Source organism: Priestia flexa, assembly GCF_021441905.1.
Classification (GTDB): domain Bacteria; phylum Bacillota; class Bacilli; order Bacillales; family Bacillaceae_H; genus Priestia; species Priestia flexa.
Window position 1 is genome coordinate 1,953,229 of the sequence record NZ_CP090431.1, and the last position, 26,222, is coordinate 1,979,450.

The window sequence follows — 26,222 nt, forward strand, 5'->3', positions numbered from 1 at the left end:
TTCATTAGAAGTTAATTTTATCTCCGTTGTAAGCCGCAATATAGATTTTTTTCATATCCTCCACCGATACTTCTCGTGGATTGGATGGTGTACAAGGATCCTCAACAGCTCCTGCTGCCATCTGGTTCAGGTGTTTTTCAAATTCTGCTTCTCCCACACCAAATTCCTTTAGTGTTAATGGCAGGTTCAAAGATTTATTTAAACGACGGATGAGGTCTGTTAACGAGTCAATCAATTCGTCATCCGTATTTCCGGTTAAACCAAGCATCCTTGCAATATCTGCATATCTTGAGCTTTCCACCTTTCGATTATAATCAATCACATATGGCAAATAGAGTGCATTTGCTGTACCATGCGGAATTTTAAAAATGGCTCCGCTCTTATGGGCTAAGCTGTGGACAATTCCTAAAAATCCATTGGAAAAAGCCATGCCGGCTATGGCCTGGGCATAATGCATTTCTGCCCTTGCCTGTTTGTCACCTACTGCGGATTTTTCAATATTTTCTACCACTTGCCTAATCGACTGCATAGCCAGCGGATCAGTAAAAGAGTTGTGCAGGGTGGATACATATGCCTCAATCCCATGTGTCAAGGCATCCATCCCCGTATAGGCTACAATCGAAGCAGGCATGGAATACGTCAGTTCAGGATCAACGATTGCAATGTCAGGCGTGATTTCATATCCAAAAACCGGATACTTCACGCCCTTATCATAGTCCGTAATAACGGAGAATGGAGATACATCACTGCCTGTTCCGCTAGTAGTTGAAATGGCAATAAAGCGAGCTTTTTTACGTAATGTTGGCAGTACATTGGGAGCTTTGATTTGGTCAAACGGCAGTTCGGGATTTTCATAAAAAATCCACATCAGCTTAGCCGCATCAAGCGGAGATCCGCCGCCGACAGCAATGATCCAATCCGGCTGGAATTCTTCCATCTTCTTGCCTCCGTTTTGAGCGGTTGTAATAGATGGATCGTTTTCAACACCTTCGATTAGTTGGGTCTCAATGCCTGCATTTCGTAAATAAGTTTGGATTTTATCGAGATAACCGGATTTCTTAATCGATTGACCGCCAATAACAACGGTCGCTTTTTTCCCTTCAAGGTTTTTTAAAACTTCTAGGGATCCTTCTCCAAAATAAACATCTCTCGGAATAGTAAATCGATTCATATGTGTAAATTCTCCTTTTCTGTGGTGAAATTAGTAACTTTAAGGTTCTCTTATTCATTTTTAAAAATAGAGTACGTCATAAGTGTTTCCCATTACCTGTCATAATATCTTTCTTCTTTTAATAGAAAATACTCTATCCCTACTGTGATTTCAAAAAGGTTTCTGTCTCTGTAGGATAATGTAGACCTCTTACATCAACACTTTTTACAACGTCTAAATAGGTCTTCAAACCATATTGGGTACTAATGATTTTTGCATCCATTACGTTCATGATTTCACCCCCTTTTTCACCTTGCGAATTCTTTTAATATTTAATCATCTTGTTTACTAAAATCCATCTCATATTAACTTAATCGCTTTTTTTCAACTGCACGTCCACCAAACTCATTCCGAAGGGCAGCAACCACTTTCCCTGTAAAGGTGTCATGATTTAAAGAACGGTAGCGCATCAAAAGAGACATGGCGATCACGGAAGTGGCTGCCTGCAGATCCAAGGCCGTTTCCACTTTCCTTCTCCTGAAGAATGAATGGTTTCTTTAATTTATTCTAAGTTTGCATCTTTAGAAAATCGTTCTGTTAAGTCGCTGAGCCATGAACGAATGACTGAACTGTTATTCTATACTCTCTTGCCACTTTTTCATAGCCAAAATCAAACTCACTTGTCTCCAGTACTTCAAATCCTTCGCCAATCGCAGCCATCATCTCATACTCGATTCCGTTGTGGACCATCCTTTCTTCATTCATTAATAGATGATCTATCTTGAATAATGCTGTATAACTTCCACCTAACAACTGTATTTTATATTGTTACAGTTTATAAAGATTAGATTTATCTTAAATCCGATCTTATTTTCAAAATACAAAGGAGAATTCTTCAATCCCCTGTTAAAAGCCTAATGTATATGTGCCTTTTCATCTTAACAATTGTCACTTAAAAAAGATTGGTTGCAGCATTGATGTTAGTATAATATTTACGACAAATAATTAAAAGTACGCACTTTTTTATTATATAATGTTTAAAAATTCACTTAGTATACTTTTATATACTATATGGTGTTGTGAGATTTTCAGTTAGAGGATTGAAAATAAAAAGATCTTCGTTATTTACGAGGATCTTTCAAAATTTCCTTAGAGTCATTATTTTAAAAATAGTTTTATCGATTCATGATAAATAAAGGAATATCCTTGAGGTCACGACTCGTTGTAATGTTTTTGCTTACTGCTGACTCTTTGCTCTTTTCGTTTGCACAGGCATTTATCAAACCTTTGCGAATTGGTTTATAATGGGGATATACTGTGGCTACCTAATATAAGCATATATTAAGCTTTATTATTTAGAAGGATTTGCTTTCGGTAGTATAAGCGACCTATCTATACCAGATGTTTCACAAACATAGGACGCCTCCATAATAGCTGATGGATCTGTTGCTAAAACAACACTTTTTAATTTAGAAAAAAGAAACCTGTTCGTAATACAATAAATAACCTTCTTTTTTTTTCCTAAAAAACCTCCTTCTCCATATAAAAATGTGATGCTGATATTTAAATGATTGATAATACTATCTCCAACTTCATCAGGTTTTTCTGAAATAATCATGACAGATTTCCCATGATTTAATCCATCTAAAACATAATTAATCATTTTCGTCACTATATAAAAAACTGCCAGAGAAAGCATGGCCTGTTCCAATGTATAGACAACCGCCGCAATCGTAAATATGAAAGCATTTACGACTAATAAAAATGAGGCAATTGGAATTTGATAGTGTTGGTTAAACCAAATCGCCAGCATTTCAGTGCCATCTATTGCACCGCCAAATTTTACAACGATTCCTATCCCAACTCCTAAGATTACCCCGCCGTATAGAACAATTAATACTTCAGATTGAGTAATAGGAGGAATCGATTTAAATAGTACTAAACCAACGGTAGTAATGATATTTGCATATAGAGTTCTAATGACAAAGGTTTTACCCACTTCTTTAGCTGTAAAAATTAAGATAGGAATATTCAAGCCCAAAAATACAAAATAAATTGGGATTCCCCATAAAGCATTGACCATAATCGATAAGGCTGTTACACCACCATCTACTAACCCGTTTGGTGCTAACATCGTTTCTAATCCCATAGCAACGATTGACGCCCCAAAAGTTAAAAAAACATACTCAACAATTTTTTTCATCATCTCACCTCAAAATATGTATTATTCTTGATTCCTTACTATAAAACAGTTCAGCTATAATCCTTTACAACACAGGAATATTATTTACCTTTTTCCAGATTGTACTCCTTTATTTCTCTTATGCATTGGATCATTGCAAATAAAAAGACCACAGGTCTTGACTTATTAAAAGTCTACTTGTGGTTTTAATCCCCTCTTTTTAGAACGATTGCTATTTAATAGACGCACTTTTATTGGCAGGGGTATCCATCTTCTCCATATAGTTTTCACCCCATTTATACATGGAATCGAGTATTGGCATTAAGCTTTTTTCTTGTTCGGTCAATGAATATTCTACTTTTGGCGGAACAACAGGATAGACTTTTGGTTCAACAATGAGGTCTTCTTCTAGCTCGCGTAATTGGTTAACAAGTATTCGTTGAGTAATGCCCGGCATAAGAGCCTTCAGCTCACCAAATCGCTTCGTTCCCTCTTTTCCTAAATGCCACAAAATCATCATTTTCCATTTACTGCTAATAACATAAAGCGTTAATTCTTTTTCACAATTAAACATTTTGTCCTGCATACATGACATTTGTTTCACCACCACTTCTATAAATAGAATAAACATAGTATACTTTTTAACACTATGTAAAAGTAAAGTACGTACTTTCACATTTTTAATATACATACTATACTAACATTGTACCATTGTTAACAAGAGCATTGGTTACAGTTGCCAGGAGAAATGAAAGTGAGCAATGGGCATTATTACTACTGTGCAACACATTTAAAAAATGATGAGGAGTGGAACATAGATGGAATTACAATTAGCATTAGATTTAGTCAACATCCCAGAAGCAATTGAGCTGGTAAAACAAGTAGAGGAACATATTGATATCGTTGAAATCGGTACGCCGGTTGTAATCAATGAAGGTCTTCATGCTGTAAAGGCAGTAAAAGAAGCATTTCCTAACTTAAAAGTATTAGCAGACCTGAAAATTATGGATGCTGCTGGATATGAAGTGATGAAAGCTTCTGAAGCAGGTGCAGATATCATCACTATTCTTGGAACTGCTGAAGATATGTCAATCAAAGGTGCTGTTGAAGAAGCGAAGAAACAAGGTAAAAAAATCCTTGTTGATATGATTGCTGTAAAAGACCTTGCTGGACGTGCAAAAGAAGTAGACGCTATGGGCGTTGATTATATTTGTGTTCATACTGGCTACGATCTTCAAGCAGTTGGAAAGAACTCTTTTGAAGATTTACAAACCATCAAAGGTGTTGTAAAAAATGCTAAAACTGCAATCGCAGGTGGTATTAAATTAAATACACTTCCAGAAGTCATCAAAGTACAACCAGACCTTGTCATTGTAGGTGGCGGGATTACTGGACAAGCTGATATAAAAGCTGCTGCTGCCAAAATGCAACAAATGATCAAAGAACAAACGGTTACAGCAGGTTAATCCTAAGATGCAGACGACTCACTATTTAGCAGAAATCTTAAAAGAGCTTAATCATTCAGCTGACTTAATCGTAGATGAAGAAGCTGAAAAACTCGTCAACGGGATACTTGAATCGAAAAAGGTTTTTGTCGCCGGTGCAGGCAGATCAGGCTTCATGGCCAAATCCTTCGCCATGCGGATGATGCATATGGGAATTGATTCTTATGTAATCGGTGAAACGGTAACTCCCAACTTTGAAAAAGACGATATCTTAATCATCGGATCGGGATCCGGTGAAACAAAAAGCTTAGTCTCCATGGCTGAAAAAGCAAAAAGCATTGGTGGTAAAATTGCAACTGTCACGATATTCCCTGCTTCCACTATTGGGCAGTTAGCAGATGTCACCATTAAATTGCCTGGATCACCGAAAGACCAATCAGAGGGCGATTATAAAACCATCCAACCAATGGGCTCACTATTTGAGCAGACTCTTTTACTTTTTTATGATGCCGTCATCTTGAGATTCATGGAGAAAAAGGGATTAGATACCAATAAGATGTATGGCAGACATGCCAATCTTGAATAAAACATAGTCCTAAGAATGTAATAACCAAAAGACCGCAGACATTCTAAAGAAACTTTGCGGTCTTTTGGTGAGTCTTTAAAACATCATTTTGTTATTATTAACAATGATGTCAAAATGGGCTTGCTTCCGTTCAATTTCCGCGGCTCATCCCCATTCATATAAAATCGCAAACCCCTACAATTATTTTAAATTTTACTTTTAAGTACTTCTCGTTCACATCGCTTATAATACCGGCATTTCCGTACATAGAAGAAACACATCAAAAAAGAGGGCTTTACTCTACAAGAGCAAATAGGTAATTGCTTCATTAAATGTGGAGGAAATCGCTGACTAAGAATTAGAGCAGAAGAGCTAAGAAAGAAGAGTTATTTATTAATTTTGCATATGAACAACCTTAATACGATGGATACTTTATTTCTGCAATTATCTCATTCGATTCATACACTTTAGGCAGAGATTCTTTAACTGGGAGTATAAAATACCTCATGCATTGCTAACATCTCTAAAGAATTTACCTGTTAACTTGTCCATTAGGAAAATAAAAAAATCCATGAAATTATTTGAATTTCAAGGACTTTTTTATTATGTTTGTTATATGATATCTACCACTTAAGTACTTCGTTAAAACAGTATAAAAGCTTGTCTGCCATATTGATTGTCCTTACTTTCAACCGACTTGTTTCGCAGATGAATAACTGCTCTTGTTTTGTTTTTCTTCACCTGGTAATTTCATAAATACCATCAAAATAGCACTAACAAAATACAAACCAGCAAATATCCACATGACTCCGTGTACACCTATGCTACCAATGAATGTTCCTACAATTGCAGGTGCAATAAAGTAAGACATTCCAGCCCCAAAACTTACAATAGCCATAGCTGAGCCTTTCTTTTCAGGTGCTAGTGAACTTACTAGAGCAGAGAGTGGTACATAACCACATAGAACGATTCCAAAAAATATGCCTACCACAGTTAATGCCCAAAAATTATGCCCGAACACTTGAGGAGTATAAAGCATAACCAGAGTCATTACACCGCAACCGACACTGCCAATCCACATAATTGTTTTTCGCCAACCTAACCATTTGTCACTGATATAGGGAATGACTAAGTTAAAAGAGATATTGGCCACCCACATAGTTCCCCATACTTGTAACCATTCTTCTGTACTGTATCCATATTCAGAGGACAAGTATAGAGGGAAAAAGATTGGAAGAGCACCTACGCCGGTCGAGTTTATTATACGAACAACTCCTCCTATTGCGATTTTTGGCTTTTCAATACAAATAGTTAGTCCACTGAGTAAACTTTTCAATTTTTCCTTTCCGTTACCCTCACGTTCATGTACTTGGCCTTTTACAACAACAACTCCAATTATCCCACCGATTAACACCCATACGACCGCACTCCACATTAATCCGATATATCCGATTTTCGGAATCATATAAGCTGGAAAATAACTTCCAACAACATAAAGACCGCCACTCCATGCTGCCCAAAATAGACCTATTGCCGTAGCTAAAATACGGTCAGGACTGCGATAGGTAATCCAAACTAAAAACGAATAGCAAAATAAAGGATAACCAAATCCTCGAATAGCATAAGTCGGTAACATAACTGCATAATTATGCGTTTTTAGACCATATTCAATAAAAAGAATTTGACCTATTAACCAGATAACCAAGCCTGCTATCATAACCTTTCTTGGTCCCCATGCTTCTGTAAGGACACCCGAAAAGTAGGAGGCGATTGCTAATATAGCTCCGTATGCTGCAAAGAGAGTAGAAGATTGTTGAACAGTTAAGCCCTGTTCAATAAGATACGGTGAAAGCCAACCATGTTCGAGACCATCTCCTACCATAAAAATTAGAGTTGCGATATAGCCCCAAATCATAGCTGATGGAATACCTTTGGTGTTTTGCTCTCTTTTTGAAATCGCATTCATTTTAATCACCTCAAAATTATATATTTAACAATGCTGATAGTCACATTTACTCATTAGATGGTTCTCTTCAATGGTTAATGATAAATACCCAACCAGGTATTTATCATTAACTACATAGGAAATATACTGTTACGCCCACCACATTTCAGTTAATTGTTCTTTAAATTGTGCGCCTTTTAATAAAGAGATGGCCTTACTTAATCCTTCATCTAACGAAGCTAGCAGATCTTCATGTTCAATGGATATCACATAGTCATATCCTACCGCACGAAGCGCACTCACCATATCTTTCCATACTTTTTCGTTTTGCCCATATCCTACGGATCTAAATGTCCACGAACGATTCAAAGTATCACTGTAATGTTTTGTATCTAATACTCCATTAACACTAATATTTGCCTGATCCAAATACGTATCTTTTGCATGAAAATGAAAAATAGCCTCTTCTCGACCAAGTTTTTTAATGGCTTCTACTGGATTAATCCCTTGCCAAATCAAATGGCTTGGATCAAAATTAGCTCCAATACTTGGCCCAGCATGCTCTCTTAATTTCAAGAGAGTTTCAGGGTTATACACAACAAACCCCGGGTGCATTTCAAGCGCAATTTGATGGATACCGTGTAACTCTGCAAATTTCACTTCCTCTTTCCAGTAAGGAATGACTACTTCATTCCACTGCCAATCTAGGATTTCCGTATATTCCGGCGGCCAAGAACAGGTTACCCAGTTCGGATTTTTGGCACCTGGGTGGTCACCCGGGCACCCAGAAAATCCATTAATCACCGGCACTTCTAAACGTTCAGCTAATAAAACTGTTTTTCTCCACACATCATGAGCCTTTTTGGCAACCATCTTATTTGGGTGCAGTAAATTGCCATGACAACTTAGACTACTTATTGTAAGTCCTCTACTTGTAAGGGCAACTTGAAATCTTTTTAATTTCTCTGGGTTCTCTAGTAATTCATCGGGATTACAATGACTGTTTCCTGGATAATTGCCTGTGCCCAATTCAACGGCCTCTACACCCATTTCACATAGTTTGTCCAGCATCTCTTCAAAAGGTAAATTTTGATAAAGAACTGTAAACACCCCTAATCTCATGCACGTACCTCCTGCTTTACCTTCACTTTCATCCATTTTTGTTGTTCATGACTTGCTAAAATGGCGTCGGTAATGCACATGGACATATGTCCATCTTCAAATGTCGCGAAAGTGGCTTTATCACTTAAAGGATTTTTACCTTCTCGAATAAAGGTATAGAAATTCAACAATCCATTTTTTAATGCGTCTGGCCAGCCTTCATTATGGCCCCCTGGATGATGAATGGACGATTTTGCTTCAGGATTAAATAAAGTAGGATCTGCAAGAAGAGTTTGATTTGGTTGATCTCGATAGCCAATCCACAGCTTTTCTGGTTCTTCTTGATTCCAAAAAGCAGAATTTTGACTGCAAGCGATTTCAAAGCTTAGCCTATTTTTTCGCCCTGCACTTACTTGAGACACAGTAAATAAGCCTTTTACCCCGTCTTCAAAACGTACAAGAACAGATGCATAGTCTTCTGTGTTAATCGGAACATCTTCATATGTTTCTTCTTGTCCTTTTTGTCCCCCAAAAGTAGATCCTTGAGAAGTAGATTTTTTTCTTACTGGTATAACAGTTGCTAGATCAGCAAAAACTTCGACGATTTTTTTACCTGTTACATATTGAACTGTATCACACCAATGAGAACCGATATCTGCTACCGCTCGTGATTTCCCTCCGACTTCGGGAGCTAAACGCCAATTAAAGTCTGTTTCGAACAATAACCAGTCTTGTAAATAACTTCCGTGTACTAAGTTGACTTTCCCTAACTCACCGTTTCTGATCATCGTTTCTAATTGTTTTACAATCGGAAATTGGCGGTAGTTAAAGTTTACGCCATGTACGACCTGGTGCTCTTTAGCTAATTTCAATAGCTCGGCAGACTCTTCACTAGACATAGCTAATGGTTTTTCCGATAACACATGTTTGCCTGCTTGAATAATTTCTTTATTAATTTGAAAGTGAAGATGATTAGGTGTACAGTTATGAACAACTTGAATATCACTGTCTTTTAACATGTCACGATAATCCCCATAAGCTTTCGGAATTCCAAGTTCAACCGCTTTTTTTTCTGCTACTTCCTGACCATGTTCTGCTAATCCAACTACTTCTACAAAACCGAGTCTTCTGATAGCCTCAATATGAGTAGGCCCAATAAACCCTGTCCCAATAACTCCAACTTTTATTTTTTCCATTTCTTTCTCCACCTTAATAAACTGTATTTTCCATGATTTCTGTTACTTCCGTAGTAGCTAAAAAGAGAATTAAAACCTTTATAGCCGTTTGTTGACTTGTCTCTATTGATCCGAATCACAAATCAACAACTCCATTTCTAATAAAGGCTAGTCTACTAGGACTAGCCTCTACTAAACTAATATTTAAGCTTTCACTAAATTTTCTGTAAGATTAATCCATATACCTTTTTCAGCTGATTCAAGGATAGCATCTGAAATAACGGCGATTTGATAACCGTCTTCAAAATCTGGTGATACGCTTGTATCTTCAACGATTGATTTGAGGAAATCATATGTTTCAATAATTTTTGTTTCCCCGTAGCCAATCCCTAATGCTGGGATTGGCCATAGACCTTCTCCATATGGATGTGCAGGTCCTGTATAAACCGTTCTGAATCCGCGGCTGTCACTTGGATCATCGGAGAAACATACTTGAAGCTCATCACGGCGTTCATAGTTAAAGTATAATGAACCTTTCTCTCCGTGAATTTCAAATGTTAAGAAGTTGTTGCGACCCCAGGCATTACGAGTCGCTTCAATACTTCCAACTGCGCCGTTATCAAATTTAATTAAAGTTGAAAACTCATCGTCTACATCAACTTTACCTTTTGGTACATCAGCTTCTGCTTTTACAGTTCCTAGTTTATCTACACCGCCACTTTGAATCGGTCTTTCACCAATCCATGTCTTTGCAATAGCCATTACCTCTGAAATGTCACCCACAAGATATCTTGCATAGTCAATCACATGTGTTCCAATATCACCTAATGCACCTGAACCAGCTCGTTCTTTTTGGAAGCGCCATGATAAAGGCGAGTTAGGATCCGCAGACCAGTCTTGAAGGTATGTGCCTCGGAAGTTTAAAATCTTTCCGATTCTTCCTTCCTCAATATATTTTTTTGCTAGAGCAACGGCTGGTGTTCTGCGATAGTTAAATGCGACCATATGTTTAACACCTGCTTCTTTTACTGCGTCAAGCATTGTTTTTGCTTCTGCTGCAGTTCGTGCTAACGGTTTTTCTGAAATGATATGTTTACCTGCTTTGGCAGCTGCAATGGCAATCTCTGCATGAGAGTCATTTGGTGTTACAATATCAATAATATCAATTTCAGGGTCTTCTACTACCTTTCTCCAATCAGATGAATAGTTTTCAAACCCTAAACGTTCTGCTGCATCTTTTGCTAACTCTTCGGTCACATCAACGACTGTGTGTCGTTGAGGAATTGCTGGTGCTGGCCAAAAAAACATTGGCATACCTGCATAAGCAAGTGCATGCGCCTTCCCCATAAATCCTCCGCCAATCATACCTACGTTTAACTTTTTCATTTTTATTCTCCTCCTATGAAAGTAGTCTATTTATTCGAATCTACTATCTTTTAAATAACATCTGCTATATCGTTATGGTAAATTAGGCTTCAAGTTCCTAATATATTATCTCTGCTACTTTCTTCTTGATCTTAAGACTTATTTGCCGTTTCAAAACTTAATAAGAAATTAAAACTGATTTCTGCTCCTTTTTTCGGATCATTATAGCTATCTAATTCTACTGTAAGCCATTCATCATACCCAATCTCATTCAGCACTTGGATCATCTGGTCAAACTTTTGATGTCCTTCTCCTAAAGGAAGAAATTCTCCATTATAATAATCTTTGAAATGAATATATTTAATGCGATTTGCATATTTTTTAATTACTTCTACCGGATTCCCTCCACCTGCTTCGATATGCGCTGTATCCGGACATAAATTAATCGTTGTTAGTGCCATTAACTTGTCCAGCTGGTCTGGGGCCTCTACGTTTGTTCCTAAATGCGGGTGATAGCTTGGAATAAGATTATATTTCTCTGCAATTACTACTACTCGATTAAGAGCATTGCCTAAATCAGCGTAATCGCTTTCTAAAATACCATTCGTACGGATAGCTCCTCCGCCAATTACTAGATGCTGCGCTCCTAGTTCAGAAGCAAGAGCTGCAACCTCTTCAATTTTTAATAATTCCTCTTCCAAAATATCCGGGAAAATAAAATTCCCTCCAGTGTAAACTCCAATAAAGTCTAAAGAGTAACGGTTCAGCAATGCTCTAAACTCTTCTTTTCTATCTTTAAATTCCATTAGATTTCCGTCAAATATTTCAAATCCTTTATATCCAACTTCTGCAATATCTTTTAAAGCTTCTTCTGTTGATCCATTTGCAAGGTAATAAAGGTCTTTTATCGAAGTGACTCCGGCAGGGTGCCCTACTACCCCACCCCACGTATTTGTCTGATATCCTAGTTTCATGGTTTCTCCCCTATCTTTAAAAATTCCTTATGCGTATATGGTGTATTAATACTGGAATTTCATCACCTCCCTAAATTAATTTAGATAAGAAATAATTGGACCAAAATACATGTAATCGATTACAAAGTATTCTAGACAAAGATTGTATTTTTTAATTTATTATAAGAAGAAGGTGTTTTTACTATCTGTACTTGTACTCGATTATACCTATCAGAAATCTAAACTAAAAATCCATTTGTAATCGATTACATCTTAATTTTTTAAAAAACAAGAAGATTTAAATCATCAGATACATTTTCAAAAGAACTCTTATTCCCTTATGAAATATGTGTTGAGCATGAATCACGTATGATAAGCTGATTTTCCATTAGGTATTGATGTCTTTCAATTTCTTCCTTATTCATCAACTTTATAAGTAATTTCATTGCCATCGTGCCCATCTCAAAAGCTGGCTGTGAGATGGTTGTAAGAGCCGGTTTGAAAATAGATGAAAATTTTATATCATCAAATCCTACTACGGAAATATCATGTGGAACACTTAATCCTTTTGAAGAAATAGCATTTATAGCTCCAAATGCCATCTCATCATTTGCTGCAAACACGGCTGTTGGAGGATGATTAAGACCCAAAAATTGATTCATTATATTGAAACCACTTTCATAAGAAAAATTACCCTCCTGCACTAGAATGGACTCAACTGTCAGGTTGTATCGTGCCATTGTCTGATAAAATCCTTTTAATCGATCCTGTCCTATCACTCCATCTAGAGGACCTGATATAAATCCTATCCTTTTATGTCCCAACTTAACCAAATATTCTGTTGCTTTTTGAGCCCCACTGATATTATTAATAGAAACGGTGGGGATGGCTGAACCTTCTATATATTCACATGCCAAAACTACAGGATATTTGAGAGCCATTTCCTCAATGTTCTTCGATTTCATTCTCGCTGTTAGTAAAACCATTCCATCAGCTTTTTTTTGGAGAAGTATGTTTAAATACCCATTTTCTCTTTCCAAATCATTGCCCGTATCCCCAAGCAGAACTTGGTATCCGTTTATGACGGCTACAGACTCAATTCCTCTTAATACTTTAGAAAAAAAAGGATTTGTTATATCAGGTACAATGACTAGAATGGTTTTGGTTTCTAATGTTCTTAACTGGCGAGCTAATGCATTTGGCTGATAGTTTAATTCTTTAATTACTTGTAATACTTTCTCAGTCGTTTCTTCCGTTACAGTGTTAGGTTTACTTAGTACTCTTGACACTGTAGCAGTTGAAACATTTGCTTTTTTTGCTACATCTATTATTCGCACCATTTTACGACTCTCTTTTCTTGTTCTTTTCTATAACAGAATTGTAATCGCATACAAAAATATTGTCTAATTGGATTCAGACAACATTTTCTGAGATTCAAACTCTTTAAATTTCCTTTTAAGCGTCGTTTTTATCCATATAAACAAAAAAACAACAAATTAAAAAAACTCAGCACTTATTGCTGAGCTCCATGTTTTATAATAATTTGTACCTTTGCAGATTGTCTACTTTATGCTTGGAAATCCTTGCAGTTTCCTTATAATCTTTAAAATAGGCTTTATACATTTGACCCGTTGCTTCGATTCTTGTTAAAAGTTCCACATTTATAATATAAGATCTATGAGATATCATAAACCTAGAATCAACGGCACCTTCCAAGCTAGTTAAAGCTTCATTTGTCTCGAATTTACCATTTTTAGTATGAATGACAGATTTCCGATCAAGTCTTTCAATAAAGATAATTTCTTCTAATGGAATAAAAATTATATTTTTCTGCTGTTTAATCATTAGATCCTTTTTAAATGAATGTTCTTTATCAACTAGTGAAATAGACGCTTGGGAGGCTCTCTCTAAAGCACTATATAAACGATTTCTATCAATTGGCTTTAAAATATAGTCCACTGCCTTTACGTTAAATGCCTCAAGTGCATAATCATCATGGCCAGTAATAAAAATAACTTGTAAAGCCGGGAGAAGTTCTTTACATGCTTTAACCGCTTCCATCCCATTCAATAAGGGCATTCCGATATCTACTAAAGCAAGATCCGGTTTTTCTTTCGTAACATAGTGTATCAATTCTTCACCGTTGGCGGCCTCTCCGACAATTTTATATTTGGATAAACTCTCAATAAAGTACCTTAACAATTTTCTTGAGGTAACATCATCGTCTGCGATCAATACTTTCATCTTGTTGTTCCCCCTTTTCCCTAGCGTTTCTTGATTTCGCAACACTTTGAATAATATCTGGAGCATCTTCATGATAAACGAGCTGCCAAGCATCAATTACATTTTCTTTCATTACTTTTAGAGACGGAACGGCTACATAAGATGGCGCTTGTTTTCCAAGCAGGGCATACCCTGCTAGAATCGCTTCGGCGACTCCTTGCTGGTATGGTAGCTGGGCACCTAGTCCTTTAATAGGTCCATCCTGTGCAATTTCCAAGGCGACATTCATACCCAAATCTATTGTCGTAATGACTAAATTGCTTTTTTTTGCAGTACGAGTTGCCCTCAAAGCTCCTTCAGCCGGTACATCCCATACAATAAAAATACCATTTAAATCCTGATGTTCAGCAATCATAGCAGATGCCACTTTTTCTCCATCATTCGAATCAGTAATTCCCCTGCGATCGACAATTTGAATGTTAGGGTACTTTTCCTTTATAGTTTTTTCAAATGCTTCCGTTCTTTGTTTGGTTGCAAAAAAATCAGCCTCATGATAGATAATCCCAACCTTACCTTTTCTATCTAACTTCTCAGCCATGATATTGGCCGATTCAATGCCATTTCCATAATTGTCAGCAGAAACAATACTTACATAATCTTTCCCATGCTGCAAACCATTCGGTATATTGTCCATAAACACCAGCTTCACACCAGCTTGGGCCGCTTTTTGATATACGTTTGCAGTCAATTCTGGATCAACTGGAATGCTCACCAGGATATCCGGTTTTTTGTCTAAAATGCTTTCAATGTCAGCTACTTGCTTTTTCCATTTAAATTCTGCATTTGTCATAGCTACTATCTCGATGCCCATTTTCTCAAAAGTAGTTTGCATTCCTTCCAATTGAGACCTTGACCAATCACTTCCAGTATAATGCATAGCAATAGCAGCCTTATATTTCTTTTTCTTAATTTTTTTTAGCTCTTCCAAAGATAACCGAAGTGTTTTTGCTGAGACAGCTTCCTCGCCATGTGGTCCTGTACTTAAAATTTTATGATCTGGAATATTTTGATTAATTGTATTGTTTAGCGTTTCACTTAGGATTGTCAAAAACTCTTGTACATGAATGGGCTTTGTTAAATAGTTATCAAATCCTTTATCCAATGTATATTGAATATCCTTTGGCATTGCATTTGCACTTACAGCGATGACAGCAATATCTTTGGTTTCTTTGCCTGCTTTTAAAATTTCAAATACTTCATATCCGTTAATATCTGGGAGGTTAATATCTAGAAGAACCAAATCTATTTTTTCGTTTGCTACAATTTCTATTCCTTCTTTTCCTGTACGAGCTGATAAGAGCGTATAGGAAGGCTGCGATTTAATGATATTACTTACTAAGTGCAAGTTGGATTCGTTATCTTCAATATATAGCAAACGATAGTTATCTTCCTTCCTATTATTTGTGGGAGGAAACTCAGTTTGTTCACCCCATTGTATGACAGTCTTTAAATCATTGGGAAGAGGAAGGCTAAAGCAAAACTCACTTCCTGTTCCTTTATTGCTTGTTACATTAATCTCCCCTCCCATTAGATTCACCAGCTGTTTAACTAAAGATAACCCAATGCCTGTACCTTCTTCTTTTGTACTTTCAATTCGATAAAATGGAACAAACACTTTAGTATATTCCTCTACAGAAAAACCCACACCTGTATCTACGATATGAATGTACTGCTTATTCTCTTGTAAACGACAGAAAACGATGACTTTTCCATTTTCTTGATTGTATTTAATAGCATTATCAAGTAGGTTCAGCAAGATTTGTTTAAGACGTATAGGGTCAGCAAGAACGATCATATCTTCCCATTGATCCAATTGGCTATAAATACTGATATTCTTCTTCTTAGCCAGTGGTTGTACAATATTGATACATTCCTTGATGACAGTTAGAAGATGAACTTCCTCTACAGAAATTTTTAAATTTCCTGTTTCTATTCTTGACACGTCTAAAATATCATTAATTAAACTTAATAAATGGCTTCCTCCACTTAAAATCTCTTGTACAAAATCACGCTGTTGTTCATTTAAAGATTCATCCATCTCCAATAACTGAGCAAAACCTAGAATTCCATTCAGCGGCGTACGCAGTTCATGACTCATCTTAGACAAAAAACTTGATTTGGCCATATTCACTTTTTCAGCTTCTTCTTTTGCGTGAATAATGGCTCTTTCCATTTTTTTTTGTTCTGTGATATCCTCAAACTCCCACAAGTAGCCTACAAAATCATTTTCCTCATTTAAAGGAAAACAATTGTAGCGTAGTGTCATACCTGTATCTATTTTAATTTCTTTCGTAGTTCTCGTTCGTTTTTCTGTATTTTCGAGCTTAATTTTCTTGATTTCTTTATCAAAAAGGTAATGTAAATCCGAAGCATGCATCCCAATATGGCAATCAATTTCCCCCTTCAACTGGAAAAGCTCGTAAAATTTCCTATTTAAGAGCCTTATTTTTTTATTGCAATCTGTTAGTGCAATCCCACTATCTAACCGGTCAATCAAACTACGCTGGAATGCATAGGAATTCATTAATTTTCGTTCTTGTTCTTTTTGAAGAATGTCCTCTTCCATAATCTTTTTGTTAGTAATGTCCACGCAAGTTCCGACTACTTCAGCTACTTTATCCTTATGAAATAAAGGTCTTAAATAAGTTACATAATAGATACCTCTAAATTTACCTTCATATTCAATGTAATGTCCTTCCCATGCTTTTTTGTAATAACCATCTAGTAAATTGGCAGTCTCAATATCATCCCAATAAAAATCATGAAGCGTCTTTCCTACCATATCCTCTCGATTAATTCCCAATCTATACAGTAATTCTCCCTCGAAAAAAGTATGAATAAATTCGTTGCTTTTTTGTACAAACTTAAAAATCATCCCAGTATCAGCAAAGCCTGGTTGTGAAATATATTTGGAATCCTTCATTTGTTTCGCCCCTAGTTAGTTAAAAAAATATAATATGGATTCTATATGATGAATCCCTTACTTTAAGTTTTTTTTACAATACTTGAAAATTAATTTGGAATCAATTATTTATTTCTAATGATTATTGTAATCGCTTTACAAATTATACTTTTCTTATTATAAGCTTGACTATATTGATTAGTCTAACAATACTTACCCATCAGGCTGCCAGGCCTTTATTAAAGAAGGAATGGATTAAAACAGGGACTCGTCTTTTTGATATTACTAAAAGGAAAGATATTTATTTCGTTAATTCGTCTATGGAGCGTTACATAAAAGCATAGAATTATGAATGACATTTTTCTTCATCTGTTCCTTCTGCTTTTGACGAGTCATCAAAACCCCAGTGAACTTGTTTCACATGTAGAAAAGTTACAAATCAATACTCTACTGCGTGTCCGCATAGTGTCACAACTAATCTTGTTGAATATTAACCACTGCTTGTCCTGTCGATGTACGTTTTAATGAGATACTTTGTTCGCCACCGAAGCCTTCGTCTTCAATCGCCCACTTCGTCGGACCTTCTGTTGAATTGAAGAACCTGATTACTAAAACTCTATGGGCAACTACTGCTATGTGGGCTGAAATAACATACAACGTTTATTTAGCGGAGACGATGAAAAATGAGGGTGAAAGGAGGATTTTGTCTTGGTATTTTCCAAAGAGCATAAAATAGGCTGCTGAGCAATTTCATCTCAACAGCCTAAAAACAATCTAATGTTAGAATCATCAATTCTTTGACTGACGATAACCAGCTTCCTCTGCTTCTTCTTCCGTACAGAACCACTGCACGTTGTTCATCTTCTGGTCATAGTGGGCACCAGTTGGGACGTGGTAAATCTTTGAATTTTTGTTGCCTTTAATTTTATTTTCACAGCGCTCGTTTAGCTCCGCTGATTCGTCTTCTTCTTTTTCTTTTATACCTCTGGCTACTTCAGAGTTATAGCCTTTTTCTTCTACATAGTTTTCAATGCTCCAGATACCCAGCTTGTTTTTTCGAGCTTGGTCCTGCGTTTTACGAAATTCGTCCACATATTTCGTATTGGGAGGAAAGACCGCTACGCGTGCCAGACCTTTTGCCACAAGCTCTTCATTAAACAACTTGCTGTCTACCCATATGTACGCAAGCAAACGGCCATAGCGATCGCGCTCTTCTGCATCAAACTCAAGCGTTACTTCTTGGTTTGTTAAGTGCTCTGTTGTATAGTCAGATGCTTCTGGTCCAAACGGTTGAACCTTTAGCTGCGGATGCTTTGTTTCAGGGGTGTCTACGAGAATGAGACGTACCGTTTCTTCCTTTCCATTTAAAAGTTCTACTTTGACTGTGTCTCCATCCACTACTCTCGTAACCTTTGCTGCTACTCCAATAACGTCTTCACGCTTCAGTGAAGACTCCACCTCGTTTTCATCTCCGGACTGACTTACATTTGTTTCTTCTTCTGTCGGCTGCGTTGCTTTCTTTTCGTTTGATTCACTTGTTTCTGTTCCACACCCGCTTAGAACCGCGAGTATTAAAATCAAGAGAAAACCAAGCGTCTTTTGTAACCTATTCAATTCATTCCACCTCTTACTTTTGCTTCCATTTATGCATAAAAAACAAAAAACTCGCGAATCGCTTATCACGAGTTTTTGTCTATAACTTTGTTAAAAAATTGATCGTATGACGTTAAATGATAATCTGCTTCAAGCGCATCGTTTTGAAAAGCACACGTTTTAATACCAAGCTCACGCGCAGGCTTTAAATCTAACTCACGGTCACCAATAACTAAATCAAGATGATATTTATCGTGAAGATACGCATAAGCTCCTGTATCCGGCTTACGCTTGTATCCATCGTCTTTTGTAATGATTTCTGTAAAATAGTCCTTCATCCCAAAGTACGCTAAAATAGCAAGAGTAGACTCGCGTGATTTATGCGTTACAATCACGTTTTTATCAGCCCACTTTAGTACGTCTTCTACATGGGGAAATGCCGGCTTGTCTTCAGGACTTAGCTGATGCTCAAGCACATGGAAATTTTCATCAAACACTGATTTTTCCACATTAAAGTGCTTAATCGCAACTTCCGATGAAATCTTCATTTGTTTCAAGATTTCAGCTTCCGTAACGGAATCGTCTTTTACAAGCTTTTTGAATGCTTTTACTATTGTTGGATATGTATCGAAAATGGTACCATCAAAATCCCATAAAATGTTCATCTTATCAACCTCTCTTTTTCAAAACCGTTCTAATCATACCAAACTTTTGGCTCGATGTCATTTGAATTTCGAATTCGTTTTTAATTATCATTTTCTTGTCATTTTCGTTTTTCGACTTTAGTTATTCGCTTTTAGAAAATAATGTTGTGGATGTAAGCGAATGTCATTTACAATAGAAGAAACACCTCGGTTTTACATACAGTTACCTTTTAGAGGAGGAGCTACGTTGAATACGAAAGAAGACGAACGCTTACTAGCACAATCGCTGTTAGCCAAAGGAATGAAACCAAAAGACATTGCCGATCAGCTTCATGTTCATATCTCAACGATTTACAACTGGAAAAAAGAAATAACTGTTAAAAACGAAAACCGAAAACTTTCTAATGATTTCGCTTCAAAAAACGATAAAGAAACGAAAATCGAATCAAAAACCGACAAACACATGATGAATCTTCAACAAGAAAATCAGGCGCTAAAACAAAAAGTACGAGATTTAGAAAATATTATTGCTGATTTAGCGATCAAACTCAAACGAGAAAATAAAGAATGGCTGAAATAATAAAAAGAGCGTTGGGGTAGTATTCTCCCCTTCGCTCTTTTTATATGTCTTCAGTTTAATTTGAACAAAATATTCTGACAATTAAGTTAAACGAGAAGAATTTTTTGTTTTTGGGATAAATAATAAACCAATCACAATGCCAATCACTGCTGGTACAATCCACCCTAACCCTTGAGCGTATAAAGGTAACCAAGCAAATATGGACGGCAATCCTACTGATACAAGTCCGTCGTATACGCTAACGATTCCTGTCAATAAAAGCGTACTAATATAGATAACGTTTGACCCTTGAAAATAAGAGTGAAAAAACGAAAGCACAACAAGCATGATCGTTAGCGGATAAATCATAGTTAGTATCGGAACAGATAGAGAAATGATCTGGTTAAGTCCCACATTTGTTAGCAGTAAACTCCCAATCGTTAGTACTGTAACAATTTTCTGATAAGAAACATTTGGAAGAATACTTGTAAAATACTGAGCGCAAGCTGTAATTAGCCCAACGCACGTTGTAAAGCAAGCAACCCCTACAGTAGCTCCTAATAAAATAACACCCGCAGCTCCGTAAAATTGCTCTGCTGCTGCTGTTAAAAGCTCGCCTCCGTTTTGGAACGTGGACACACTTCCCATTCTCGCTCCTAATACACCAATGAGTATGTACACGCTACATAAGGCAATACCTGCAATGATACCTGTTTTCATCGTCGTATTTATAATGGCTTTTCTCGCCGTAATACCTTTGGCTTTAATTGCCGAAATCACCACAATTCCAAACGCTAATGAAGCAATGGTATCCATCGTTAAATACCCTTCCATAAAGCCTGTAAAAAATGGGGCACTTTCATACTTTTCCGTTACGTTACTGAAGGACGGTTCAAGATTGAATAATCCTGTAAAACCAATTAAAGCAATTGTCAGTAATAAAAATGGCGTTAGCAAACTGCCAATTCGATCTACGATTTTCGCTGGGTTTAAGCTAAGCCAGTATACAAGTGCAAAAAAGGCAATTGAAAAAAGCGCTAGAGATACACCACCTACGTTCTCTCCTAAAAATGGTGCTAGTCCCATCTCATAAGCTACGTTCGCACCGCGTGGAATTCCCATAAACGGTCCAATCATCAAATATAATACGGTTGTAAAAATAAGTCCAAATATCGGGTGTACCCTACCGCTTAGTGCTTGAACTCCGTTATCCACTGTGGAAATTGCAATCACACCTAGTATTGGAAGTCCTACTCCTGTTAAAACAAAGCCAATCATCGCTGGCCAAAATGCTTCTCCTGCTTCCTGCCCTAAAAAAGGAGGGAAAATCAGATTTCCAGCTCCAAAAAACAGCGCAAACAGCATGAAACCAATTACGATATTGTCTTTAACAGTTACTTGTTTCATTTCGTTATATGCTCCTTTTACACAATAAAACTCGCCTCTCGAATGAGACGAGTGTATTGTCGAAAAATGTAGATATTTCATACACAAAGTGTAATTTTAACGAACAACAAACAAACTGTCAATACGTATATTGTTATTTTTCAAAAAATTCGTTACGAACTACCGCATCCGCTGCCACAGCTTGAACTCGAACAACTTGATCCTCCGCTATCTCCCCCACCGTCAAAAAACGAATCATTGTTGTCATGACCGCCGTGTCCGTGCTTATGGTCGTAATCATCCATGGGTGTGGAACAAGCATAGCCGCTGGAGTATGTTCCACTATCTGATGCTTCCGGCCGCTTCATCAACATATCCATATAATAGCCAAAGTCTTCAGCTGCATATAAGGAATAAAAAATAAAGGCTTGAAATAGCGTAGCTTCTGTTACTTTCTTTGACTTTTTAGAGAACGGCTCTTTTTTAGCATTTTGCTTTAGATGTTCAGCTTGCTTAATTTCACCTTTCATTTGACGAATAAGCGCTGTCTTAAGTTCATCCCATTCGTCGGAAGGCGTAAAATATTTATCAATTAGCTTTTCTTCGGATAGTTGATGAAAATCTTTCAGTATAGAACGCGGAATAGGATGTTGGAAAAACCTCCCCCATAGAAGGCGACTATTATCTTTTACATCAAACAAATGCGTGTACAACCAGTCAAAGAACGCACGCTTCCCTGGCTCAGAGCTTGCTTCGCTGTTCGTATTGGGCTGATGGTGTAAGAACCGGCTATAAAATTCTTTTGTAAATCGCTCATAGTCCATCGTAAACATAATCATTTCATGCCACACATCATCTACTTTGGAGCTAAACATGGGTACATTCTTAATAATAGCGTTCATTACAAAGTAGCGCTTAAGCTCAAAGGTCGCCCACTCCATTTCATGAGGCTTCATCTCGTGCTCTTTCGCCACTCTTTCCTTCACCTGTTCAATATATGAAGTAGATAAAGAGCTTTCGAAACTCTCTTCGAGTGCAGCTCCTTTTTCCCCATATCGAATACCGAGGTGATTTGGCACTTCTCGGTCATAAAGAAATGATCGCTTTGGTTTTTGGCTCCTTGTTGATTTCACAATAATAATTACAGCAATAATAACTGCTGCTACAATAATTAGAACTCCCACTTTTATTTTCTCTCTCCTCACTCTTCAATCTCTATCTCTTACCTATATTGTATATTTTACCATATATCAAATATGTCAAGGTAACTATCTTTTTTACTACAATAGATATGGTGAATAATGTTTATTTTCATTCAAAAAAGAACCCCGAATGTTGGAGTTCACTTGTTCAGAAGCTTAAGAAGACTTCTCAACTAACCGATTAACTCTAGAAATTCACAAATAAAAAACGCTTGGGATGTGATTCCCTAGCGTTTTTGTATTCCTTTATTTTATGAAAGCGTCTTTACTTTAACGATATTTATTCACCACGACCGATGGTATCGTTCAATCTTTTTCGGTATTTATCCTTCCATGTTTGCTCATCCTGCACAAGGTCATCGCAAAAAGCAGCTACGTCCTGGCCTGTGAGATCCGTCACTTTTTTCCCTTCTGCTGCTCCTTCTTCAAAAAGGTCGATAATTCCGCCAAAGATACGTTTGCTTCCTTCCCAATCGGTTGGACCACCACCAGCTGTCCACATATATTTTTGAATGGCTTTATAAGCGTTTCGATACTCGGTTGGAAGTGCTTTTGCACGAGATTCCATCGCTCGCCATTCTCTTTTTTCATCCAAACTTCCAATGATTTTCTCAAAGAAATTCATGTTATTTACCTCCCTTTATACTTTTCACTTTTAACTCATTTATTCTGCTTGATACAAAATCCCATTTCGTCCAAAATGCTTCAAGATGCTCTTGTCCCGCTGCGTTAAGTGTATAAAACTTTCGAGGTGGTCCCATAGTGGATGGTTTTTTCTCGATGTCTACAAGCTTATTTTTCTCAAGCCTCATAGTAATCGTATACACTGTTCCTTCAACTACATCAGTGAAGCCAAGCTGACGCAATTGCTGCGTAATTTCATATCCGTACGTTTCGCCTCGGCTGATAATTTCAAGGACGCAGCCTTCAAGCACCCCTTTTAGCATTTCTGTAATATTTTCCAAATGTTCACCCTCCATTGGTACTTTACATTATTTTGATTAAACTCTTACATAAAAGATGTTTTATAACTCACTAATAAGTAATACTAACTACTACTATATAGTATCACATATTAGTGATTAGTCAAGAAACAAGCAATGTTTACTTATGAGATATAAGACCTTCTAACTTATTTAGACTGACCCTCCTATTCAAGAATGGTTAAGTATCAATAGCTATCTTTTCATTTTAATCATGACTAATCGTTTTTATATAAGATAAAAGAAAAGACCAAATCATATGCGATTTGGTCTTTTACTTAATAGCCTATTCCCTATGTCTCTTCAATGAAACGACTTGTTTGCCATTCAGCTTATTTTTATTAAACCCTATTCTTCTGGAATTTCATCAACCTCTTCAACTTTCACAATACCGTTTGTACTGAACTCCAGATCAAAATACGCTTTGACGATATCACCTTTTTCAAGCCCTTTTGGCAGCGGTTCGTTTACCTTTGCCTCCAAAAATGAAATACCAGTTCCTTCTTTTGTCGTTCCATAGTAGCGTCCATCTTCTACTTTATCAATTGTAATATAGTAAACTCGGTATTTACGCTCTTCTTTATCGCCTTTCACCTTTTCGTTAACAGTTTCTTGCGCTGGTAATTTATCTAACGTTTCTTCAGCTTGCTTGGCAGTTGGCGTTGTTCCTCGATTCGTAAACTGCACGACAAGTAAGCCTAAACAAACCACAAGTAAAATAAGTAATATAATTTTCTTTACTCCTAAAGACAAAATGTGTGCCTCCTTACACCTTTATGTATATCGTGATCATGTTGCACAAAAGTGATTATACACGATAACGACTCAAAAATATGTGTAAAATTTGTAACATAATCAAAATATGAGAAAGTACCTATGTAAACACTTAACCATACATTACCATAAAACTCTTGCTTAAAATGCACCATTTCTTTATTTTATCGTTGATAATGCAGGGTTTTATAGTTATTTAACGTATGTGGCTAAAATTATTGGATAAAGAAGGATTGTCTGGTTTTCTTGTCGAACCTATACATAAATTGTAATCATATTGTTACTTGACGTCACGTAATATGCTTTTTGAAGTGAAAAGGGAGGGAACGAAATGAACTTACTAATCATCAGCTTTTTAGCAGCAGCTGTTCTTGCATTACTGGCAAGACTTTGGTTTCTAAAAACCAATCCACGCTCGGATGACCAAACTGTTCATAAGCCTATCGTTTCAGTTACTGGGCAAGTAAAATCAGCAGAAGGAATTGATCAGGTTGCCATTTCAAAAATTGAAATGTATGAAGAGCATTTATTAATTAACCAAGTTGCCATGATTCCTCTCCACCGCATTCAGCGTGCTGAATTTATCAAGCACGTCAAAAATGAAAAAGGCGTTAAAGGTGCACCTGTCCAGCGTTATTTTGGAGAACTGACAATCCATTTCACAGATAAAAATGGAGCGGAAGCGTCAATTGTTTGCAGCACGCCAAAAAAGAATCAGTTTCACCATATCTATCAATATGATGTAATGAAAAAGACGCTTAACAAAGCGTTAGGTATTGAAGATTTACAAAATCACCTTGCGTTCCGCGAGCCTTACGAACTATAATCTGGTATTTTTTTCTTATCGGTATCATAAACCTCCTTTTATTGCACAAGCTATATCATATACATACCCAATCTAAGGAGGTTTTCATCATCGATCCAATTCAATTCCTAAAGTACTTCTGTTCCTTCGCCGGAGCAGGGTGCTTAGCATTTACGTATTATCATATGTTTAAAGGAAATAAAAAAGAAGACAAAGAAAGCAGTACGGATTGAGTACTGCTTTTTTTGTGCTTATTCATTTGTTTAAGTATGGTAAAATAAGTATACCCTACACTGAACGGAGCGGTGCAAATGGATATTTATGATTATTTAGACCTACTACAAAAAGATATACAAACTTCTCCTATACAAGAAATTGAACAGCGCTATTTTGATATTTGCACAAAACTTTGCGGAACTGATATAGCAAAAGCTATTCAGCTCGTTTCATTAAAAGACTACCAAGAGGCATTACAAGATCTCTTGGCTCAAGGTTTAACAGTTGCATATTCTGAAGGTGCCAAAGCCATTTACTTTGAGTACGACTTAGATAATGATTGGGATAGTACGCTTTTTATCTGTGAAGATTATCAGCCACTTGAAGAGGACGATGATGAGTGGGCATGTGAATGGGTTGATGAAATAAATGGACCAAGTCTAGCAACGTTTGGCAATTTATATGAATCTCATGGCTTCGACGATACAAACGAACCCATAGGCTCAACACTTTATCTCATTGTACGGACAGTTTTAGAATACATGAGAGCTTACAATGAGGTGAATGCTTTTCCTAAAGTGAACGTTTGTATTGGATTTCATGATCAAGATCCCGTAATGAGAATTAATGAGGCAGCGAGCGTTTTATAATATGAATCGTCATGAGTTTTCATCTCAAAATTTACATATTCTTATTACGCTTGCTGTAAATCAAGAACTCTCTCACAAAACGTTGGTGGATTGGTGCTCTCTCTACATACATGAAACCGATGAAGGTGATAATCAAAACCTTTTGTTGAATGATAAAGCAATAGATGTGATCCTAGATATAGACGCTCAGTGGGAGTTGTTTCTTTCAAATACGTTCACGCTATCTGAGTTACAAACTCTTAACTTAGACTTGATTAAAATACCAGTTCAATGGCTGAAGCATTGGCTAGAAAAGCTTTAACCTATTTAGTTTACCAAAACAAAACCACACCTATAACCGGTGT

The 26,222-nt window shown here is 36.7% G+C and carries 25 protein-coding genes and 2 pseudogenes; 6 read left to right on the forward strand and 21 right to left on the reverse strand.

The window, feature by feature from the left end; translation table 11 throughout:
* Positions 1–4: 4 nt before the first annotated feature.
* From LZP85_RS10060 to LZP85_RS10080, 5 genes and pseudogenes are all read right to left on the reverse strand, one after another.
* Positions 5–1,171, reverse strand: coding sequence for an iron-containing alcohol dehydrogenase (locus LZP85_RS10060; RefSeq protein ID WP_076513982.1), 1,167 nt, complete (start codon positions 1,169–1,171; stop codon positions 5–7).
* Between the two features lie 139 nt (positions 1,172–1,310).
* Positions 1,311–1,442 (reverse strand): hypothetical protein, encoded by a 132-nt coding sequence (locus tag LZP85_RS20770; protein ID WP_260864964.1) that lies wholly within the window; start codon positions 1,440–1,442, stop codon positions 1,311–1,313.
* A 73-nt stretch (positions 1,443–1,515) separates the two neighbouring features.
* A pseudogene (locus tag LZP85_RS10065) lies at positions 1,516–1,903 on the reverse strand (phosphogluconate dehydrogenase (NAD(+)-dependent, decarboxylating)); the annotation flags it as partial.
* 598 nt (positions 1,904–2,501) lie between these two features.
* Positions 2,502–3,353, reverse strand: a complete 852-nt coding sequence (locus LZP85_RS10075; protein ID WP_206833630.1) for a YitT family protein — start codon at positions 3,351–3,353, stop codon at positions 2,502–2,504.
* A 211-nt stretch (positions 3,354–3,564) separates the two neighbouring features.
* Entirely contained in the window at positions 3,565–3,927 is a 363-nt protein-coding gene (locus LZP85_RS10080) for a transcriptional activator HxlR (RefSeq protein ID WP_234562214.1), read from the reverse strand.
* 223 nt (positions 3,928–4,150) lie between these two features.
* Between LZP85_RS10080 and hxlA the strand changes: the two genes are divergently transcribed.
* Positions 4,151–4,798, forward strand: coding sequence for a 3-hexulose-6-phosphate synthase (hxlA, locus tag LZP85_RS10085; RefSeq protein WP_224840224.1), 648 nt, complete (start codon positions 4,151–4,153; stop codon positions 4,796–4,798).
* Between the two features lie 7 nt (positions 4,799–4,805).
* A complete protein-coding gene (gene hxlB, locus LZP85_RS10090) occupies positions 4,806–5,363 on the forward strand; it encodes a 6-phospho-3-hexuloisomerase (RefSeq protein ID WP_206833815.1) in 558 nt (185 codons plus the stop codon).
* A 667-nt stretch (positions 5,364–6,030) separates the two neighbouring features.
* Here the strand turns inward: hxlB and LZP85_RS10095 are convergent.
* The 11 genes and pseudogenes from LZP85_RS10095 to LZP85_RS10145 all read right to left on the reverse strand — a co-directional run bounded on the left by LZP85_RS10095 (position 6,031) and on the right by LZP85_RS10145 (position 19,324).
* Entirely contained in the window at positions 6,031–7,308 is a 1,278-nt protein-coding gene (locus tag LZP85_RS10095) for an MFS transporter (protein ID WP_025907917.1), read from the reverse strand.
* Between the two features lie 129 nt (positions 7,309–7,437).
* Complete coding sequence (locus LZP85_RS10100; protein WP_119543891.1) at positions 7,438–8,409, reverse strand: sugar phosphate isomerase/epimerase family protein; 972 nt, start codon at positions 8,407–8,409, stop codon at positions 7,438–7,440.
* Positions 8,406–9,584, reverse strand: a complete 1,179-nt coding sequence (locus LZP85_RS10105) for a Gfo/Idh/MocA family protein (RefSeq protein WP_119543892.1) — start codon at positions 9,582–9,584, stop codon at positions 8,406–8,408. Before LZP85_RS10105 ends, LZP85_RS10100 begins: the two co-directional genes overlap by 4 nt.
* A 183-nt stretch (positions 9,585–9,767) precedes the next feature.
* Positions 9,768–10,949 (reverse strand): levoglucosan dehydrogenase, encoded by a 1,182-nt coding sequence (locus tag LZP85_RS10110; RefSeq protein WP_025907920.1) that lies wholly within the window; start codon positions 10,947–10,949, stop codon positions 9,768–9,770.
* 131 nt (positions 10,950–11,080) lie between these two features.
* On the reverse strand, positions 11,081–11,902 hold the full coding sequence (locus LZP85_RS10115; protein WP_025907921.1) for a sugar phosphate isomerase/epimerase family protein: 822 nt from the start codon (positions 11,900–11,902) through the stop codon (positions 11,081–11,083).
* Positions 11,903–12,219: 317 nt separating this feature from the next.
* Positions 12,220–13,221 (reverse strand): LacI family DNA-binding transcriptional regulator, encoded by a 1,002-nt coding sequence (locus tag LZP85_RS10120; RefSeq protein WP_025907922.1) that lies wholly within the window; start codon positions 13,219–13,221, stop codon positions 12,220–12,222.
* A gap of 193 nt (positions 13,222–13,414) precedes the next feature.
* A complete protein-coding gene (locus LZP85_RS10125) occupies positions 13,415–14,125 on the reverse strand; it encodes a LytR/AlgR family response regulator transcription factor (RefSeq protein ID WP_025907923.1) in 711 nt (236 codons plus the stop codon).
* Positions 14,100–17,087, reverse strand: coding sequence for a substrate-binding domain-containing protein (locus LZP85_RS10130; protein WP_234562216.1), 2,988 nt, complete (start codon positions 17,085–17,087; stop codon positions 14,100–14,102). Before LZP85_RS10130 ends, LZP85_RS10125 begins: the two co-directional genes overlap by 26 nt.
* A 337-nt stretch (positions 17,088–17,424) precedes the next feature.
* A pseudogene (locus tag LZP85_RS10135) lies at positions 17,425–17,544 on the reverse strand (arsenate reductase); the annotation flags it as partial.
* Between the two features lie 311 nt (positions 17,545–17,855).
* Complete coding sequence (locus tag LZP85_RS10140) at positions 17,856–18,680, reverse strand: thermonuclease family protein (RefSeq protein WP_061786363.1); 825 nt, start codon at positions 18,678–18,680, stop codon at positions 17,856–17,858.
* A 65-nt stretch (positions 18,681–18,745) separates the two neighbouring features.
* The gene (locus LZP85_RS10145) at positions 18,746–19,324 is read right to left on the reverse strand and encodes an HAD-IA family hydrolase (protein WP_119543895.1); all 579 of its coding nucleotides are present in this window, start codon (positions 19,322–19,324) and stop codon (positions 18,746–18,748) included.
* A 226-nt stretch (positions 19,325–19,550) separates the two neighbouring features.
* Here LZP85_RS10145 and LZP85_RS10150 point away from each other — a divergent pair, with 226 nt between their 5' ends.
* Positions 19,551–19,883, forward strand: a complete 333-nt coding sequence (locus tag LZP85_RS10150; RefSeq protein WP_206782682.1) for a helix-turn-helix domain-containing protein — start codon at positions 19,551–19,553, stop codon at positions 19,881–19,883.
* Between the two features lie 81 nt (positions 19,884–19,964).
* On the opposite strand, the gene brnQ is transcribed toward LZP85_RS10150, so the two are convergent.
* From brnQ to LZP85_RS10175, 5 genes are all read right to left on the reverse strand, one after another.
* The gene (gene brnQ / locus LZP85_RS10155; protein ID WP_206782683.1) at positions 19,965–21,269 is read right to left on the reverse strand and encodes a branched-chain amino acid transport system II carrier protein; all 1,305 of its coding nucleotides are present in this window, start codon (positions 21,267–21,269) and stop codon (positions 19,965–19,967) included.
* A gap of 152 nt (positions 21,270–21,421) precedes the next feature.
* On the reverse strand, positions 21,422–22,432 hold the full coding sequence (locus LZP85_RS10160; RefSeq protein ID WP_061786361.1) for a glycine-rich domain-containing protein: 1,011 nt from the start codon (positions 22,430–22,432) through the stop codon (positions 21,422–21,424).
* Between the two features lie 298 nt (positions 22,433–22,730).
* Positions 22,731–23,075, reverse strand: a complete 345-nt coding sequence (locus LZP85_RS10165; protein ID WP_119543128.1) for a DUF1048 domain-containing protein — start codon at positions 23,073–23,075, stop codon at positions 22,731–22,733.
* A gap of 1 nt (position 23,076) precedes the next feature.
* A complete protein-coding gene (locus tag LZP85_RS10170; RefSeq protein WP_025907930.1) occupies positions 23,077–23,415 on the reverse strand; it encodes a PadR family transcriptional regulator in 339 nt (112 codons plus the stop codon).
* 366 nt (positions 23,416–23,781) lie between these two features.
* The gene (locus tag LZP85_RS10175) at positions 23,782–24,186 is read right to left on the reverse strand and encodes a hypothetical protein (protein ID WP_025907931.1); all 405 of its coding nucleotides are present in this window, start codon (positions 24,184–24,186) and stop codon (positions 23,782–23,784) included.
* Between the two features lie 352 nt (positions 24,187–24,538).
* Between LZP85_RS10175 and LZP85_RS10180 the strand changes: the two genes are divergently transcribed.
* The 3 genes from LZP85_RS10180 to LZP85_RS10190 all read left to right on the forward strand — a co-directional run bounded on the left by LZP85_RS10180 (position 24,539) and on the right by LZP85_RS10190 (position 26,179).
* Positions 24,539–25,033, forward strand: a complete 495-nt coding sequence (locus LZP85_RS10180) for a hypothetical protein (protein WP_224840216.1) — start codon at positions 24,539–24,541, stop codon at positions 25,031–25,033.
* Between the two features lie 290 nt (positions 25,034–25,323).
* Positions 25,324–25,878 (forward strand): hypothetical protein, encoded by a 555-nt coding sequence (locus tag LZP85_RS10185; RefSeq protein WP_119543127.1) that lies wholly within the window; start codon positions 25,324–25,326, stop codon positions 25,876–25,878.
* 1 nt (position 25,879) lies between these two features.
* Positions 25,880–26,179 (forward strand): hypothetical protein, encoded by a 300-nt coding sequence (locus LZP85_RS10190; RefSeq protein WP_226638922.1) that lies wholly within the window; start codon positions 25,880–25,882, stop codon positions 26,177–26,179.
* Positions 26,180–26,222: the final 43 nt, after the last annotated feature.

What these genes read in the sequence shown, in the direction of transcription:
- LZP85_RS10060 (WP_076513982.1), bottom strand. Translation starts at nt 1,171, where the DNA reads ATGAATCGATTTACTATTCCGAGAGATGTTTATTTTGGAGAAGGATCC.
- LZP85_RS20770 (WP_260864964.1), bottom strand. Translation starts at nt 1,442, where the DNA reads ATGAACGTAATGGATGCAAAAATCATTAGTACCCAATATGGTTTGAAG.
- LZP85_RS10075 (WP_206833630.1), bottom strand. Translation starts at nt 3,353, where the DNA reads ATGAAAAAAATTGTTGAGTATGTTTTTTTAACTTTTGGGGCGTCAATC.
- LZP85_RS10080 (WP_234562214.1), bottom strand. Translation starts at nt 3,927, where the DNA reads ATGTCATGTATGCAGGACAAAATGTTTAATTGTGAAAAAGAATTAACG.
- hxlA (WP_224840224.1), top strand. Translation starts at nt 4,151, where the DNA reads ATGGAATTACAATTAGCATTAGATTTAGTCAACATCCCAGAAGCAATT.
- hxlB (WP_206833815.1), top strand. Translation starts at nt 4,806, where the DNA reads ATGCAGACGACTCACTATTTAGCAGAAATCTTAAAAGAGCTTAATCAT.
- LZP85_RS10095 (WP_025907917.1), bottom strand. Translation starts at nt 7,308, where the DNA reads ATGAATGCGATTTCAAAAAGAGAGCAAAACACCAAAGGTATTCCATCA.
- LZP85_RS10100 (WP_119543891.1), bottom strand. Translation starts at nt 8,409, where the DNA reads ATGAGATTAGGGGTGTTTACAGTTCTTTATCAAAATTTACCTTTTGAA.
- LZP85_RS10105 (WP_119543892.1), bottom strand. Translation starts at nt 9,584, where the DNA reads ATGGAAAAAATAAAAGTTGGAGTTATTGGGACAGGGTTTATTGGGCCT.
- LZP85_RS10110 (WP_025907920.1), bottom strand. Translation starts at nt 10,949, where the DNA reads ATGAAAAAGTTAAACGTAGGTATGATTGGCGGAGGATTTATGGGGAAG.
- LZP85_RS10115 (WP_025907921.1), bottom strand. Translation starts at nt 11,902, where the DNA reads ATGAAACTAGGATATCAGACAAATACGTGGGGTGGGGTAGTAGGGCAC.
- LZP85_RS10120 (WP_025907922.1), bottom strand. Translation starts at nt 13,221, where the DNA reads ATGGTGCGAATAATAGATGTAGCAAAAAAAGCAAATGTTTCAACTGCT.
- LZP85_RS10125 (WP_025907923.1), bottom strand. Translation starts at nt 14,125, where the DNA reads ATGAAAGTATTGATCGCAGACGATGATGTTACCTCAAGAAAATTGTTA.
- LZP85_RS10130 (WP_234562216.1), bottom strand. Translation starts at nt 17,087, where the DNA reads ATGAAGGATTCCAAATATATTTCACAACCAGGCTTTGCTGATACTGGG.
- LZP85_RS10145 (WP_119543895.1), bottom strand. Translation starts at nt 19,324, where the DNA reads ATGAACATTTTATGGGATTTTGATGGTACCATTTTCGATACATATCCA.
- brnQ (WP_206782683.1), bottom strand. Translation starts at nt 21,269, where the DNA reads ATGAAACAAGTAACTGTTAAAGACAATATCGTAATTGGTTTCATGCTG.
- LZP85_RS10165 (WP_119543128.1), bottom strand. Translation starts at nt 23,075, where the DNA reads ATGAATTTCTTTGAGAAAATCATTGGAAGTTTGGATGAAAAAAGAGAA.
- LZP85_RS10180 (WP_224840216.1), top strand. Translation starts at nt 24,539, where the DNA reads ATGAACTTACTAATCATCAGCTTTTTAGCAGCAGCTGTTCTTGCATTA.
- LZP85_RS10185 (WP_119543127.1), top strand. Translation starts at nt 25,324, where the DNA reads ATGGATATTTATGATTATTTAGACCTACTACAAAAAGATATACAAACT.
- LZP85_RS10190 (WP_226638922.1), top strand. Translation starts at nt 25,880, where the DNA reads ATGAATCGTCATGAGTTTTCATCTCAAAATTTACATATTCTTATTACG.